This window comes from Paraburkholderia sp. ZP32-5 (assembly GCF_021390495.1).
Taxonomy (GTDB): domain Bacteria; phylum Pseudomonadota; class Gammaproteobacteria; order Burkholderiales; family Burkholderiaceae; genus Paraburkholderia.
The window spans coordinates 2,018,293-2,032,122 of record NZ_JAJEJP010000001.1 but is presented as its reverse complement, the minus strand read 5'-3'; the positions used below and the strand labels follow the sequence as shown (position 1 = coordinate 2,032,122).

Here is a 13,830-nt window from a genome sequence, read left to right as displayed (position 1 = left end):
AAAGCGTAAATCCAATTCAGACTGCATTTTTTATGGATTTTTTGCAATGGGAAGGCGAGCGGTGGCAAAACGCATTGAATGCGCGACGGCGCGTTTGCATCGCAGTGTCGATGCGTTTGCGTCGCGTGGATCGTGTGGTTCGGCAACGCGCATGCTGCGGCCGCGCATGCGTTGCTTTGACGGAGTTACTTCGCAATAAAGCCGCGTAAAAATAGGCGTTGAGGCCGCGTCAACGCGTATGCCGTTCCGTTATACGCGCACCGGTTTCGACGCGTGCTCGCCGACAACGGTCGTCCACTCACGCACCCGCCAACGCGTAACGAGCCCCGCAAGCACATAGGGATCTGCTTTCGCAAAAGCTTCGGCGACAGCGGGCGAAGCGCCGTTAAAGAGCAACACCGCGCCATCGGTAGGCTCGGTCAATGCGCCGGCCAGCAGCAGTTCGCCCCGTTCGGCGGCGGCCCACGCGAGTTTCAGATGCGCGTCGCGATACTCGCCGCGCCGCTCCAGATAGTCGGGTACCAGGTCGTACATCAGCAGGTAGTGCATCGAAGTCTCCTTGCGAGGATGAAGAATGACAGGTGACCGGCACGCATCGAATCGATATGGCATACAACAATCACCAACAGATTTCGTGACGATTTTCCATTCAGTTGCACTTGCAGCAATACAGAAAATCTCTACTCTTTTTCATCGAATTAACCCGAAAAATGGGAATGCGCTTTTGGAAATGACCGGCTAAATTGATCTGAGTGGCATAACGGGTTGACTTAGCGTTCCTTCAGCATTTCTTCAGCGCGACTTCATCATTCCATTTGCGAGTTCCAGCGCTGATCCATTCCGCCGGTTCATACGTCGCATCCGCGTATCGCCCGTCACGTCAGGGAAAACGAGCGTCGGCGCGCTGTCAACCGGCACACGTCGCCATTCGTTCTCGCAGATGGCATTTGCCATAATGGATGCGCCGAGGGGCACCCGCCCACGGGCATGAACGACCAAAAACGTTTTCACCACCGATGGAGTGTCCCATGAAACTGCAATCCGCTATTGCCGCGCTGGTGCTGGGTGCGGTGCTCGTATCGCCGGCATTCGCCGAGAACAGCCAGCAGACCAAAATGGCCGACTGTAATAAGCAGGCCGGCGACAAGAAAGGCGACGACCGCAAGGCGTTCATGAAAACCTGCCTGTCCGCGAAACCGGCCGCCGCCGCGCCGATGAGCCAGCAGGACAAGATGAAGATGTGCAACAAACAGGCAGCCGACAAGAAAGGCGACGACCGCAAGGCGTTCATGAAGACCTGCCTGTCGTCGGCTCCGGCCAACTGAGCGTCCTCCGCCACGTGAACCGGCGCCGCGCGATGAACGCGGTGCCGGCATACACCGACATACGCCGACCTACACCGGCATATCGATCGCAGCAATCCCGTCGATCCAATCACGGCCGCCGGCCACTCGTGCGGTACCGCTGACACTCGCAATCGTCGCCGCCGCCCCCTTCCCTTACAGTCGCCCGCCAGAACCGGCCATTTTCTTCTATGATGGCTGCGGAGACGGCCCGCCCCTATATACAGAATCAAGCCACAGAACCAGGCACACATTAGCCGGGCCGCCATCTTGTCGTTCGTAGTCGTTCGTGCGTCGAGCATCGATCGGAGGCAAGGATGGTATCGAAGCATAAAAACCGCTGGTTAAGGCGGTGGTTGCTGGTCATCATATTTTGGGCGGTGCCCGTGGCGATCGTCGCGATCAATGAGATCCGCGAGGAAATGTCGTATAACGCGGTCGATCTCGATCACGCGCTGACCAGTTGGACTTTCACCGACGCGCAACGCGCGGCCGGCGCGCCCGCGCGCTGCCACGGCAAGCCCGACGAGGCGAAAGCCGCCGGCTGCCCGGCCGATGTGCTGGCCGCGAACGCGCCGCGTCAGCAGGACGCGATCAACGAATACAGCGTGCGCCGTACGACGCTGATTTCCTATCTGTGGCATGCGTTCGTCGGCTACTGGGTCGTGCCGGCCGCGATCCTGTTCGTGATCGGCGTGATCATCGGCATGGTGCGGCGTGCGCTGCGTCGGCCGCCCGCGGTCAAGAGTCCGGCGAATCACGGATGATGAGCGGATGACGAACGAATGAGAGGCGGGCCGCCCCGCTTCACGATTCGCGCGCGCCGAACTGCGCGTACCGTGGACCGGCATTGGCCTCTATTCGACACAAGCTCGCCGGCAATCCGGACTTCGATTCCCCATTTCGTTCGATGTGCTGCGCGAGCGCAACACTTTCAATTCGATTTCACGCATTCAGCGCTTCCTGAAACATCGGTAAAAACGGGCACGACGCGCGGCCGGCTCGAAGCGTCCCTAAAATCGCCGCGCATCGGGGACATCTCGCCATCGATCCATCGGAGCACCGCGCGCGGCATGCTTGAAAACCCTTGCGGGTGCCGGTCAAAATTACACACACGCACCTTACGATCAGCCTCAAAGCCCCGTCCGACAAGGGTTTTCGCGTGGGTGACGCGATACGCCTTTTATGCGCGCCTGTGTTATAACTCAAAGGCAACCAGGCGGAACCACACGGTTGCGCCCCGGATCCATAGTGGAGAAAAACGATGCAAAGACGACACTTCATGTTGAAGACCACCGCCGCGTTTGCTTTCGGAGGCCTTGCACTCGCCGGCTGCACGACGACGGGAAGCAGCACTAACACCCCCGCTACCGACCAATCCAAACGGCACGCGATCGACGCGAGCGTAGACGGCACGATGTCGAAGCTGTTCACGACCGTGCCCGGCTCGCGTGAACTGGTATCGAAGGCACGCGGCGTACTCGTGTTCCCGTCGGTACTGCAGGCCGGCTTCATCGTCGGCGGCCAGTATGGCGAAGGCGCGTTGCGCGTGGGTGGCGCGACCGTCGGCTACTACAGCACGGTGTCCGGCTCGTTCGGCTTCCAGGCTGGCGCGCAGTCGAAGGCAATCATCTTCCTGTTCATGACGCAGGACTCGCTCGACAAATTCCGCAACGCGGACGGCTGGTCGGCCGGGGTCGATGCGTCCGTCGCGCTCGTGAAGGTCGGCGCGAACGGCGCGGTCGACACGACCACGGCCACCGCGCCGGTGCAGGTATTCGTGCTGACCAACGCCGGCCTGATGGGCGACGTGTCGCTGCAAGGCACGAAGGTCTCGCGGCTGAAGATCTGAGCGCCGCGCATGCTGGATGGCTCGATGCAGCGGTGAGTGCGTTCAGCATGCGGTGACGGATGGTCGGGGACTTCGCGGGGACAACGCAATCCGCCGTGGAGGTCCGTTGGCGCGGTTCCGTGGCCGGTTCGTGCAAGCGCAGATAGCCGCCGCGGGCACCGCCCCGAGTAACCTGCTGAATCACATCGCGGCCCAAGCCGCGCGAAAGCCCGATGTGGCCGTTCGCGCGGCTTTTTTATTGGCATAGCCGCCGCGTTCCGTTCGTTAACGGCGGCACACCACCGAGGCGCTCCCCATAAAAAAACGGCGATGCGCATCGCACACCGCCGCTCTGTTCACCACTCGTTTCGCCAGCCGAGCACCCCCCGTTAGCCCCCCGACGACGAATCCACCACCTTGAAGCGCGAACGCTTCTGCGCGCGAATCACCGACTGATACGCCTCCACGTACTGCCGCGCCATCCGATGCGACGTGAAGCGTTCTTCGAAACGCTGCCGCACGCCCGCGCGCGACATCTTATGCAGCCGGTTCACCGCCGCGACCGCGCCGATTTCGTCCTCGACGATAAAGCCCGTCAGGCCCTCTTCCAGCACTTCCGGCACCGAGCCGCGGTTGAACGCGATCACCGGCGTGCCGCACGCCATGGCCTCGATCATCACGAGGCCGAACGGCTCCGGCCAGTCGATCGGAAACAGCAGAGCATGCGCGCCCGACAGAAACTCGGCCTTCTGATCATCGGCAATCTCGCCGATGTATTCGACATAGGGCAGATCGAGCAACGGCCGGATCTCGCGCTCGAAGTATTCGCGGTCGGCGGCGTCGACCTTGGCGGCGATGCGAATCGGCATCCCGCAGCGCCCGGCAATCCGGATCGCGGTATCGACGCGCTTTTCCGGCGAGATCCGGCCGAGAAACGCGAGGTACTTCTGCTCGACCGGCTGCGGCGTATAGAGCTGCTCCGGCAGGCCGTGATAGACGGTGGTCAGCCAACGCGCCTGCGGCAGCGGATGGCGCTGCGCATTCGAAATCGAAATCACCGGCGCGGTGTTGAACGTATCGAACACCGGCTGCTGCTCGGGCAGGTCGAGACGGCCGTGCATCGTCGTGACAAACGGCGTCTCCTGGCGCTTGAACACCGAGAACGAGTAGTAGTCGAGGTGAAAATGCAGTACGTCGAAGTCTTCCGCCTGGCGGCGCACCAGTTCCATCAACAGCATATGCGGCGCGATGCGGTCGCGGATGCCGGGATCGAGCCGCAGCGCGCGCGGCCAGACCGCTTCGAGTTTCGCGCTCGTGACGGAGTCGCCGCTCGCGAACAGCGTCACGTCATGGCCCTGCTCGACCAGTGCCTCGGTGATGTACGACACGACGCGCTCGGTGCCGCCATACAGCTTCGGCGGCACGGATTCGGTCAGCGGGGCGATCTGCGCAATCTTCATGTTTCTGTCTCCGGGATCTGACGGCTTCGCGGGCGCGCGCTGCGTTGGCCGCAGTCGCAATGCGCGTGAGCGACGCCGAGTATGACAGCGCCGTTACAAGCGATCAATGCGCGCGCTCGGTTTCGCATGGCTCATTATTCACTGGCATCGCACGTAAATCCGCTGGTCTTGCATTTGCTCTGCGCTGTTACAAACGGCTTACATCCGGTGACGGAGGGCGCAGGCGGGAGTGCCAGCAAGCGCTGGCGGCAGCGAGGTGCAGAGCGAGCCGCGTGCGAGTCTGGCTTGCACGCGCGGCACGCGGCACAACCACCACCTCGGCGCCGCACGCAACGACACGCCCCCACCGGCTACGCTCTCATCGATGCCCGTTGTCCTTGCCCGGCTTTCGCACCGGCATGCTGCGCAAGTCTTTGAGAAAGGTGTCGCGCCATACGCCGAGATCGTTCTCGCGCAGCGCGGCCATATTGATTTCGTAACGCCGCTGGCGCGCGTCGAGCGGCATCTGCAACGCGCGCTGCAACGCTTCGCACATGCCGATCGCATCGTGCGGATTGACGAGCAGCGCGCCGGACAACTCGGCGGCCGCGCCAGCGAAAATCGACAGCACCAGCACGCCCGGATCGTCCGGATTCTGCGCGGCGACGTATTCCTTCGCGACCAGATTCATGCCGTCGTGCAGCGGCGTGACGAAACCGATCTGCGATTCGCGGAACAGCGACATCAGCTTCCAGCGGTCGTACTGCTGGTTCAGATAGCGGATCGGCGTGTAGTCGAGCCCCGAATAACGGCCATTGATGCGCCCCGCTTCATATTCGAGGTCCTGGCGGATCTTCTGATAGGTCGCGACATCCGAGCGCGTCGGCGGCGCGATCTGCACGAGCGTGACGTTGCCGCGCCATTCGGGCGAGCGCTCGAGCAGCAGCTCGAACGAGCGGAAGCGTTCGACCAGCCCCTTCGAATAATCGAGCCGGTCGACGCTCATGATCAGCTTTCGGCCCTCCAGGCTCTGCTTCAGATCGAGCACGTGCTGGCGGCTTTCGTAGCGCTTCGCCTGCTCGGCGATTTCATCGGGGAACACGCCGATCCGGTAGACGCCGGTGCGCAGCTTGCGCCCGAACGCTTCGACGACGCCGTCCGCGCTGACGCTGCCGCGCGCGTGGCGCGTCACGTAGTCCTGGAACGCCTCGCGGTCGGTGGCGGTCTGGAAGCCGAGCAGGTCGTAGCACGACAGCGACTTCACGAGTTCTTCGTGCGGCGGAATGTTCAGCAGGATCTGCGGCGCGGGAAACGGAATATGCAGGAAAAAGCCGATCCGGTTGGTCACGCCCTCGTTGCGCAGCGCTTCGGCGAACGGAATCAGGTGATAGTCGTGAATCCAGATGACGTCGTCGGGTTCGAGCAGTTTGACGAGCTTATGCGCGAGCCACGCGTTGACGCGCCGGTAGCCCGCGTATTCCTCGCGTTCGTAACGCGCGAGGTCGTTGCGGTAGTGAAACACCGGCCATAGCGTCGCGTTCGAAAAACCGCGGTAGTACTGGTCGTAATCCTTGCGCGTCAGGCCGACCGTCGCGAACGTGACCGCGCCGTCCTGTTCGAGCGTCGGCCCCGCATTGGCGATGCTCTCGCTGACCACGTCGCCGCTCCAGCCGAACCAGACCCCGCCCGCGTCCTTCAGTGCGCCGAATACGCCGACCGCGAGGCCGCCGGCCGATCCCTTGGTCTCTGTCGGCGTCGCCACGCGGTTTGACACGACGATCAGTCGGGCCATATTGGATGTCCTCCTTCGTTTTTGAGGCGCGCGTGGGGGCTCGTCGAGTGTCGCTTCGGGACGCAGCAGCGGTGCATGAAGGACACGGCACCACGCGGGCGCGCTTTAGCGGCACGCGGCGCCACGGTCCGAAGCCCGCTTCCAGCCCGCCTACGCGGCGCCTGCTTCGTGAGTGTGTAGTGAGTCGATGAACGGATGCGCTCATTGGGCGCATCCAGCGAACGCAAAAGCCGAGGCAAAAGCGAAAGCCAATACGAACGACCGGGACCACGCAAGCGTCCAGCACGGCGCGGCGCGGCGGTTCATCGGGCGCGGCCGCGCACCCGGTGACAGCAAACCATGTGCCTGGAAAGCAGCGCATCGATTACTCCGACCAGTTACTCAACCGGCTACGCCTGCTCCCGAGCCTTGCGCGCGGCGCCAGTCGTGCCCGCCCCCGGCCGGCCGATGCGGCTCGCCACCGGATCGGCCTCGGTATGCGCGGCCGTGCTGCCGGCCGGCGCATGCGCGCCGCGCGGCTGCCAGTCGACCGTTTCGCGCTCGCCGGTTTCGAGTTCCGCCGACACCTCGGCGCGCGCACGCGGCAGGCATTCGGGATAGTGCCGTTGAATGAAATCGAGCAGCCCTTCGCGGACGCGGCAGCGCAGGTCCCATGCGAGGCCCGAATCGGACGCGCTGACGAGCGCGCGCAACTGCATCGCGCGCTCCGTGCAGTCGAAAACCTGCAGCACCTGCACGCGCCGATCCCACTCGGGCGCCCCTTCGACGATGCGCGCCAGTTCCTCGCGCAACGGCGCGAGCGGCGTCCGGTAATCGACGAACAGAAACACCGTGCCGATGATCTGCGAGCTGCTGCGCGTCCAGTTAGTGAACGGATTTTCGATAAACCATTGCAGCGGCACGATCAGCCGGCGCTGATCCCATAGCCGCACCGACACGTACGTACCGGTAATTTCCTCGATGCGCCCCCATTCGTTCTGGATTACGACGACGTCGTCGAGGCGGATCGGTTGCGACAGCGCGATCTGCAAGCCGGCGATCAGATTGCCGAGCACCGGCCGCGCCGCGATACCGGCGATCAGACCGGCCACACCGGCGGACGCGAGCAGACTCGCGCCGAATTGCCGGACGTTCGGCAGCGTCATCAGCGCGCCGCCCACGCCGATGATCACGATTACGATCATCACCGAGCGCGCGAGCACCCGGGCCTGGGTATGAATGCGGCGCGCATGCAGGTTATCGGCGGTGTCGAGCGGATGGGCGCGAATGATCGCTTCGCCGATCGCCGCGGCCGAGCGCACCGACAGCCACGTGAGCGCGGCGATCAGCAGAATGCCGGTGAAATCACGCAGCGGTTCGATGAAATTGAGGGTATCGGGCGCCTCGGACCAGATCCACGCGAACACGAGGATCACGAGGGCGAACAGCGACGGCTTGTCGATGTAGCGCACGACCAGGCTGGTGAGCGCGTGAGGTTCGGCGAGGCGTCGGACCACGCGCGAGCCGAAGCGGTGAATGCCGATGGCCACCACCGTCATCAGGATCGTCACGGTCAGCGCGCCGAACCACGAGTGCAGCGGCGCGGCGGCCACCTGGCTGAAGTCGTCGAAAGTAGGCATAACGGGCATCTTCCTCCGGGCTCGAAGAGCGGCGGCGCGCCTGCGGGACTACTGACATCTTAGGTGTTCGTCCCGCCGGCCGGGGGACGATGACTTCGGCACCCATCCACCCATTACGGATGGCTGGGCGTGATACCGGTGGCTCGGTGTAGCGCGATCAGTCGCTGCTCTTGCAGGGGAATGCCTTGCCGAGACCGAGCGAAATCGCGGTGCTGGCGTTGTAGCCCGCGACGTTCGGGTTCTCGGCGATGTACTTGCGCACCGCATCGGTCAACTGCGCGGAGCGCGCATCCTGCGGCAGGCAGAAATACTGGCCGACGCGCGGACCGGTGGTGCCGCCGATCGCGTCGATCGTATTGAAAATACCGTCGGCCGCGCCTTCGATATAGGCCGCGCAGGCTGCGCGTGAAGCCACATCGGTCTTGGTGCACAGCTTGTTGAGGTCGCCCCCCGTAAACGCGGCTGCCGACAGCGGCAAGGCGAGCGCGCCGGCGAAAATCAAAGCCCGCAGCATGGTGTTCCTTTCCAGTTTGTTTATCACGCGGTCTTTCGCCGCGTCCGGACGGCGTGCCTCGGCGCGCCAAAGTCGTCATTCTGCACTGTTTTACGCGGCGGCAGCAGGCTCGCTGCCGCGTTGCTTGACGGAGTCGGTTCGCGCGGCGGCGAACCGCGGGGCGCCCTGGCCGGTGGTGCGTCCGTGGTCCGTCGCCCTGCGCCGCGCGGCCGCTTGCGGACTGCGCAACGAAGCGGACCGCCACCCTCCGCTCGCCGGCTTACTGCTTCTGCTGCTGCATTTGCTGCATGCGCGCGGTGAGCCCTTCGATGACGTCCGGCTCCTTGTAGGTCTTCGCGAAATCGAGCGCCGTCATACCGATCTGGTTTTTCACCGTCAGGTCCGCGCCGTTGTCGAGCAGCAGCTTGATCGTCGATACGTGACCGCCGCGCGCGGCCATCATCAGCGGCGTGGTGCCGTTCGGCGAGCCCGCGTCGACGTAGGCCGAATGGTCGAGCAGCACCGCGACGATGTCGTCGTGGCCGTTCGCGGCCGCGTAGTGCAGCGGCGCCCAGCCCTTCTTGTTGACCTCGGCGTCCTTCGAGATCAGCAGATTGACGAGGTTCAGGTCGCCGACCAGCGACGCCATCATCAGCGCGTTCTCACCCGCCTTGTCCTGGATCTCGATATCGGTCTTCGGATTGGCCAGCAGCGCGGCGGCCACCTTGTCCGATTTCTCGCGCGCGGCGATCACCAAGAGCGGGATGCCCTGGTTATCGACGCTGTTCGGGTCCATCCCCTTCGCGAGCAGCTTGTTGACGCCGTCGATGTCGTCGAACTTGACCGCCTTGATCAGCGTATCGATCGGCGCGGCGTGCGCGGGCACGGCAACGAGCGAGGTCAACGCGGCGCACGCGAGCGTGATCGCCAACGCGCCGCGCCGGGCCGGAGCCAACGCGCCGTGAGCAGCTCGCGCGGCGAAAGACGGTTGCAATGCAGAAGTCGACAGCGGAGTGTTTTTCATATTTTACTTTAGGAAATTTTCCTATCCCTTTGATATTTCAATACTTTCAATCAGGCCGCAGCGGGCGCGGGAAGCTTGAACAGTCTGAAGAAGTTTTGCGTGGTCGCGGCAGCCAGCGCCTCGTCCGGCATCTCGCGCTGCTGCGCGATGAAGCGTCCGACATAACTGACGTACGCAGGTTCATTAGGCTTGCCGCGATATGGCACCGGCGCCAGATACGGCGAGTCGGTTTCGATCAGCAGACGTTCGAGCGGCACGCGGCGCGCGACGTCCTGGACGTCGGTCGCGCTCTTGAACGTGACGATGCCCGACAGCGAGATGTAAAAATTCTGCGCGAGCGCCTGCTCGGCGATCGCCCACGGCTCGGTGAAGCAATGCATGACGCCGCCCGGCTCGCCCGCGCGCTCTTCGGCCATGATCCGCAGCGTGTCTTCCGACGACGCGCGCGTATGAATGATCAGCGGCTTCATCGTCGCGTGCGCGGCGCGGATATGGGTGCGAAAACGCTCGCGCTGCCATTCCATATCGGCGATCGAGCGGCCTTCGAGCCGGTAGTAGTCGAGTCCGGTCTCGCCGATCGCGATGACCTTCGGATGCTCGGCCAGCTCGACCAGCTCGGCCAGCGTCGGCTCGCGCATGTGCTCGTGATCCGGATGCACGCCGACCGACGCGTACACGTTGTCATAGCGGCTCGCGATGTCGAGCACGGACGGCAGCGTTTCGAGATCCACCGACACGCACAGCGCGTGCGAAACCGAATGGCTGCGCATATTGTCGAGCACTTGCGGCAGACGATCGCCGAGTCCTTCGAAATTGATATGGCAGTGCGAGTCGACAAACATGATCGGGTCCTGCGAAAAAATGGACTGACGGCCGGGTAGCGTGTTCGGTTCGGCCGCTCAGAAAAGCTTAGGCGACGTGCCCGGCTTGCGTATTAGAGCGGGGGTTGACGGCTCAACTGGCGTGCGCGAGGCGCTTGCCGAGAATCACCAGATCGCGCTCGACGCCGTCCAGCACCGCGACGCGCGGCAGCGAACCCCACGTATCGAAGCCGAAACTGCGGAACAGGCGCACGCTCGCTTCATTGTGACCGAACACGAAGCCCAGCACTGTATCGATACCGAGGCCCGGCGCCGCTTCGAGCGACGCGGCCAGCAATTTCTTGCCGAGGCCCTGGCCGCGCGAGCGTTCATCCAGATAGATGCTGACTTCGGCGGTCCGCTGATAAGCCGGGCGGCCGTAGAAATCCGAAAAACTGAGCCACGCGATCACGCTGCCCGGCTCGCGCGGATCTTCGACGACCCACAGCGGACGCTTTTCCGGGCCATGCGCCTGGAACCACCCGAGCCGGCTATCGACGCTGACCGGCTCCAGATCGGCGGTGACCTGGCGCGACGGGATCGTCGAGTTGTAGATGGCGACGATCGCGGGCAGATCGTCGAGCGTGGCATCGCGGTAGAAAAGGCTCATGGCGGGTTGGCTTGAAAAAAGACGGGCAAAAAGGCTAGGCGAACAGCGTGCGATAGCCGATAAACAGTTCTTCGAACACGAGGCGCGCATTCAGCGGATGGTTTTCGACCGCGCGCTGACGCGTCACGGTGCGCAGAAAACGCGCGAACGCATTGGCGTCGGCCTGCGACGCACAGCGCGACAGCGCCGCCGACGCCTGCGGAAAATAACGCGGTGCACCGGCCGTGGATTGGGCGAGCAGATCGTACATCCAGCGCTGCAGCCAGCCGAGTACTAGTGGCACCGGCAGCTTCTGCAACGCCTCGCCGCACGCGAACGCATCGCAATCGGAACCGGCCGCGAGCTGCTTGAGCGTCCAGTCGCGCAGCGCGCGGTTTTCGTCGTGGGCCAGCGCGAGCGCCGCGAGCGGTGCGCCGCCCGCTTCGGCGAGCAGCGCCGGCGCATCGTCGACACCCTGCGCGGCCAGCCATTGCGCGGCCGCTTGCGGCGCCGGCACGCTCATCGGCCACTGGCGGCAGCGGCTGATGATCGTCGGCAGCAGGCGGTCGATGCGCGCCGACACCATCAGGAACACCACGCCGGCGGGCGGCTCCTCGAGCGTCTTCAGCAGCGCGTTGGCCGCCGCGACATTGAGCCCCTCGGCCGGATACAGCACGACCACGCGCGCGCCGCCACGGTGCGAACCGACGCTAACGAAGTCGAGCAGACCGCGAATCTGCTCGATCTTGATTTCCTTGCTGGGCGCGCGGGTCTTCTTGCCATCGCCGTCGTCGGCCTTATCGGCTTTTTCGTCGGCGCCGTTCGCGGCGTTGGCCGGGCCGGCCTCGGCGGCCAGCGCCTCCGGCACGACGATCCGGTAGTCCGGATGATTGCCCTGCGCGAACCAGTTGCAGGCCACGCACGTGCCGCACGGCTCGCCATTGGCCTGCGGCGCTTCGCACAGCAGCCCCTGCGCGAGGTGCTGCGCGAAGCGCAGCTTGCCGATGCCGGCCTGGCCGTGCAACAGCAACGCATGCGGCCAGTGGGCGCGCAATTGCTGCAGGCGGTTCCAGTCATCGGCTTGCCACGGATAAATCATTGTTTATCTTTGCAATCAAAAGGTTGAAGGCATTTCTTGAGACTCGACACGAACTTCACACGCTCTTATTAAATGCCGTTATATCGCCGCAAAATCAAAGCGTTGAAATCAACTCATCAAGCTGTTTCTGAATTCGCGCGATGCTCTGCGAAGAATCGATGATAGCGAAACGGTAAGGCGCCTCTTCCGCGCGGCGCATGTATTCGGCGCGCGTGCGCTCGAAAAACGCCGCCGATTCGCTCTCGAAGCGGTCCGGATCGCGCGCCGCGCTGCGCCGCTCGTTAGCGATCGCGGGCGCGAGGTCGAACAGCACGGTCAGATCGGGCTGGAAACCTCCCTGCACCCAACGTTCGAGCGTCTCCAGCTTGTCGCGCGGCAAGCCGCGGCCGCCGCCCTGGTATGCAAAAGTCGCATCGGTGAAACGGTCGGACAGCACCCAGTCGCCGCGCGCGAGCGCCGGCTCGATCACCTCGGCCAGATGCTGACGGCGCAGCGCGAACATCAGCAAGGCCTCGGTTTCGAGGTCCATCTTCTGATGCAGCACGATCTCGCGAATCTGCTCGCCGAGCGGCGTGCCGCCCGGCTCGCGTGTCATCACGACCGTGCGGCCGGTGCCCGCGAGCTTCGCTTCGAGCCGTTCGCGGAACCAGCCCAGATGAGTGGTCTTGCCCGCGCCGTCGATGCCTTCAAACGTGATGAATTTGCCGCGCGCCATCATTGCCCTCGAATGTATTTGTCCACGGCCTTGTTGTGTTCGCCGAGGGTGTCGGAAAAGATGCTGCTGCCGTCGCCGCGCGACACGAAGTACAACGCGTTGCTTTGCGCCGGCTTCAGCGCGGCCTGCAGCGACGCGACGCCCGGCAGCGAAATCGGCGTAGGCGGCAGGCCCATACGGGTGTAGGTATTGTAGGGAGTGTCCGTTTGCAGATCTTTCTTGCGGATATGGCCGGTGTAGCTGTCGCCCATGCCGTAGATCACGGTGGGGTCCGTCTGCAGCGGCATGCCCGCGCGCAGACGGTTCGCGAACACCGCGGCGACCATCGGCCGGTCGGACGGCTTGCCGGTTTCCTTTTCGATGATCGACGCCATCGTCAGCGCGTCGTACGGGCTGCGGTACGGCAGATTCGGCGCACGCGCGAGCCACGCTTCGTCCAGACGCACGCGCATCAGACGGTACGAGCGGCGATAAATATCGAGATCGCTGGTGCCTTTATCGAACAGGTAGGTGTCGGGGAAGAACAGGCCCTCGCCATTGCCGATCGACGCTTCCGGCGCGCCGATCGCGCTCATCAGATCGGCGTCGCTCATGCCGAGCGTGTCGTGCTGGAGCGCGGGATTCGCATCGAGTTCGGCGCGCATGCGCTTGAAGGTCCAGCCCTCGATGATCGTTGCCACATATTCGTTGACGTCGCCGCGGGCGATTTTCTGCAGCACGTCATACGGCGTGATGCCGCTTTTGAATTCGTAATTGCCGGACTTCAGTTCGCCTTGCAGACCGAGCAGCCGCGTCATCGCGATAAAGAGCTCGGGTTCGAGCGGCACGCCGCCGCGATTCAGTTGCAACGCGACGCTGCGCAGACTGCTGTGCGGTTTGACGGTGACATCGAGTTGCGCCGGGGTCAGTTCGAGTGGGCTCGTCGCCCAGTGATATCCGGCGGCGATGGCCGCCGCGGCCAGCACAACGACAATCGAGCCGGCGGCCAAACATTTCTTCAGAAGGGACATGCGGAACGTGGCAGGG

At 63.8% G+C, this 13,830-nt stretch carries 14 protein-coding genes; 3 read left to right on the top strand and 11 right to left on the bottom strand.

What is annotated here, in order from left to right:
- Positions 1–249: 249 nt before the first annotated feature.
- Positions 250–549 (bottom strand): YciI-like protein, encoded by a 300-nt coding sequence (locus L0U82_RS08605; RefSeq protein ID WP_233829996.1) that lies wholly within the window; start codon positions 547–549, stop codon positions 250–252.
- A 479-nt stretch (positions 550–1,028) separates the two neighbouring features.
- Here L0U82_RS08605 and L0U82_RS08600 point away from each other — a divergent pair, with 479 nt between their 5' ends.
- From L0U82_RS08600 to L0U82_RS08590, 3 genes are all read left to right on the top strand, one after another.
- Positions 1,029–1,325, top strand: a complete 297-nt coding sequence (locus tag L0U82_RS08600) for a PsiF family protein (RefSeq protein WP_233829993.1) — start codon at positions 1,029–1,031, stop codon at positions 1,323–1,325.
- 335 nt (positions 1,326–1,660) lie between these two features.
- Positions 1,661–2,110 (top strand): hypothetical protein, encoded by a 450-nt coding sequence (locus L0U82_RS08595; protein ID WP_233829991.1) that lies wholly within the window; start codon positions 1,661–1,663, stop codon positions 2,108–2,110.
- 497 nt (positions 2,111–2,607) lie between these two features.
- A complete protein-coding gene (locus L0U82_RS08590) occupies positions 2,608–3,195 on the top strand; it encodes a BPSL1445 family SYLF domain-containing lipoprotein (protein ID WP_233829989.1) in 588 nt (195 codons plus the stop codon).
- 368 nt (positions 3,196–3,563) lie between these two features.
- On the opposite strand, the gene L0U82_RS08585 is transcribed toward L0U82_RS08590, so the two are convergent.
- The 10 genes from L0U82_RS08585 to mltG all read right to left on the bottom strand — a co-directional run bounded on the left by L0U82_RS08585 (position 3,564) and on the right by mltG (position 13,814).
- A complete protein-coding gene (locus L0U82_RS08585; protein WP_233829987.1) occupies positions 3,564–4,634 on the bottom strand; it encodes a glycosyltransferase family 4 protein in 1,071 nt (356 codons plus the stop codon).
- Positions 4,635–4,992: 358 nt separating this feature from the next.
- Positions 4,993–6,405 (bottom strand): alpha,alpha-trehalose-phosphate synthase (UDP-forming), encoded by a 1,413-nt coding sequence (gene otsA, locus L0U82_RS08580; RefSeq protein WP_233829985.1) that lies wholly within the window; start codon positions 6,403–6,405, stop codon positions 4,993–4,995.
- A gap of 389 nt (positions 6,406–6,794) precedes the next feature.
- The gene (locus tag L0U82_RS08575; RefSeq protein ID WP_233829984.1) at positions 6,795–8,024 is read right to left on the bottom strand and encodes a mechanosensitive ion channel family protein; all 1,230 of its coding nucleotides are present in this window, start codon (positions 8,022–8,024) and stop codon (positions 6,795–6,797) included.
- Positions 8,025–8,181: 157 nt separating this feature from the next.
- Positions 8,182–8,538 (bottom strand): Rap1a/Tai family immunity protein, encoded by a 357-nt coding sequence (locus tag L0U82_RS08570; RefSeq protein ID WP_233829981.1) that lies wholly within the window; start codon positions 8,536–8,538, stop codon positions 8,182–8,184.
- 259 nt (positions 8,539–8,797) lie between these two features.
- Positions 8,798–9,541 (bottom strand): ankyrin repeat domain-containing protein, encoded by a 744-nt coding sequence (locus L0U82_RS08565; protein ID WP_233829978.1) that lies wholly within the window; start codon positions 9,539–9,541, stop codon positions 8,798–8,800.
- A gap of 50 nt (positions 9,542–9,591) precedes the next feature.
- Complete coding sequence (locus L0U82_RS08560) at positions 9,592–10,383, bottom strand: TatD family hydrolase (protein ID WP_233829976.1); 792 nt, start codon at positions 10,381–10,383, stop codon at positions 9,592–9,594.
- Between the two features lie 112 nt (positions 10,384–10,495).
- Entirely contained in the window at positions 10,496–11,011 is a 516-nt protein-coding gene (locus tag L0U82_RS08555) for a GNAT family N-acetyltransferase (protein WP_233829975.1), read from the bottom strand.
- 34 nt (positions 11,012–11,045) lie between these two features.
- A complete protein-coding gene (locus L0U82_RS08550; RefSeq protein WP_233829974.1) occupies positions 11,046–12,089 on the bottom strand; it encodes a DNA polymerase III subunit delta' in 1,044 nt (347 codons plus the stop codon).
- Positions 12,090–12,183: 94 nt separating this feature from the next.
- A complete protein-coding gene (gene tmk / locus L0U82_RS08545; protein WP_233829972.1) occupies positions 12,184–12,804 on the bottom strand; it encodes a dTMP kinase in 621 nt (206 codons plus the stop codon).
- Complete coding sequence (gene mltG / locus L0U82_RS08540) at positions 12,804–13,814, bottom strand: endolytic transglycosylase MltG (protein WP_233833184.1); 1,011 nt, start codon at positions 13,812–13,814, stop codon at positions 12,804–12,806. The genes tmk and mltG overlap by 1 nt, the downstream gene beginning before the upstream one ends.
- Between the last annotated feature and the right edge of the window lie 16 nt (positions 13,815–13,830).

Bases quoted from the DNA above. Each gene is read 5' to 3' on its own strand.
- L0U82_RS08595 (WP_233829991.1), top strand. From the start codon at position 1,661: ATGGTATCGAAGCATAAAAACCGCTGGTTAAGGCGGTGGTTGCTGGTC.
- L0U82_RS08570 (WP_233829981.1), bottom strand. From the start codon at position 8,538: ATGCTGCGGGCTTTGATTTTCGCCGGCGCGCTCGCCTTGCCGCTGTCG.
- L0U82_RS08560 (WP_233829976.1), bottom strand. From the start codon at position 10,383: ATGTTTGTCGACTCGCACTGCCATATCAATTTCGAAGGACTCGGCGAT.
- L0U82_RS08590 (WP_233829989.1), top strand. From the start codon at position 2,608: ATGCAAAGACGACACTTCATGTTGAAGACCACCGCCGCGTTTGCTTTC.
- tmk (WP_233829972.1), bottom strand. From the start codon at position 12,804: ATGGCGCGCGGCAAATTCATCACGTTTGAAGGCATCGACGGCGCGGGC.
- L0U82_RS08600 (WP_233829993.1), top strand. From the start codon at position 1,029: ATGAAACTGCAATCCGCTATTGCCGCGCTGGTGCTGGGTGCGGTGCTC.
- L0U82_RS08575 (WP_233829984.1), bottom strand. From the start codon at position 8,024: ATGCCTACTTTCGACGACTTCAGCCAGGTGGCCGCCGCGCCGCTGCAC.
- otsA (WP_233829985.1), bottom strand. From the start codon at position 6,405: ATGGCCCGACTGATCGTCGTGTCAAACCGCGTGGCGACGCCGACAGAG.
- L0U82_RS08565 (WP_233829978.1), bottom strand. From the start codon at position 9,541: ATGAAAAACACTCCGCTGTCGACTTCTGCATTGCAACCGTCTTTCGCC.
- L0U82_RS08550 (WP_233829974.1), bottom strand. From the start codon at position 12,089: ATGATTTATCCGTGGCAAGCCGATGACTGGAACCGCCTGCAGCAATTG.
- L0U82_RS08585 (WP_233829987.1), bottom strand. From the start codon at position 4,634: ATGAAGATTGCGCAGATCGCCCCGCTGACCGAATCCGTGCCGCCGAAG.
- L0U82_RS08555 (WP_233829975.1), bottom strand. From the start codon at position 11,011: ATGAGCCTTTTCTACCGCGATGCCACGCTCGACGATCTGCCCGCGATC.
- mltG (WP_233833184.1), bottom strand. From the start codon at position 13,814: ATGTCCCTTCTGAAGAAATGTTTGGCCGCCGGCTCGATTGTCGTTGTG.
- L0U82_RS08605 (WP_233829996.1), bottom strand. From the start codon at position 549: ATGCACTACCTGCTGATGTACGACCTGGTACCCGACTATCTGGAGCGG.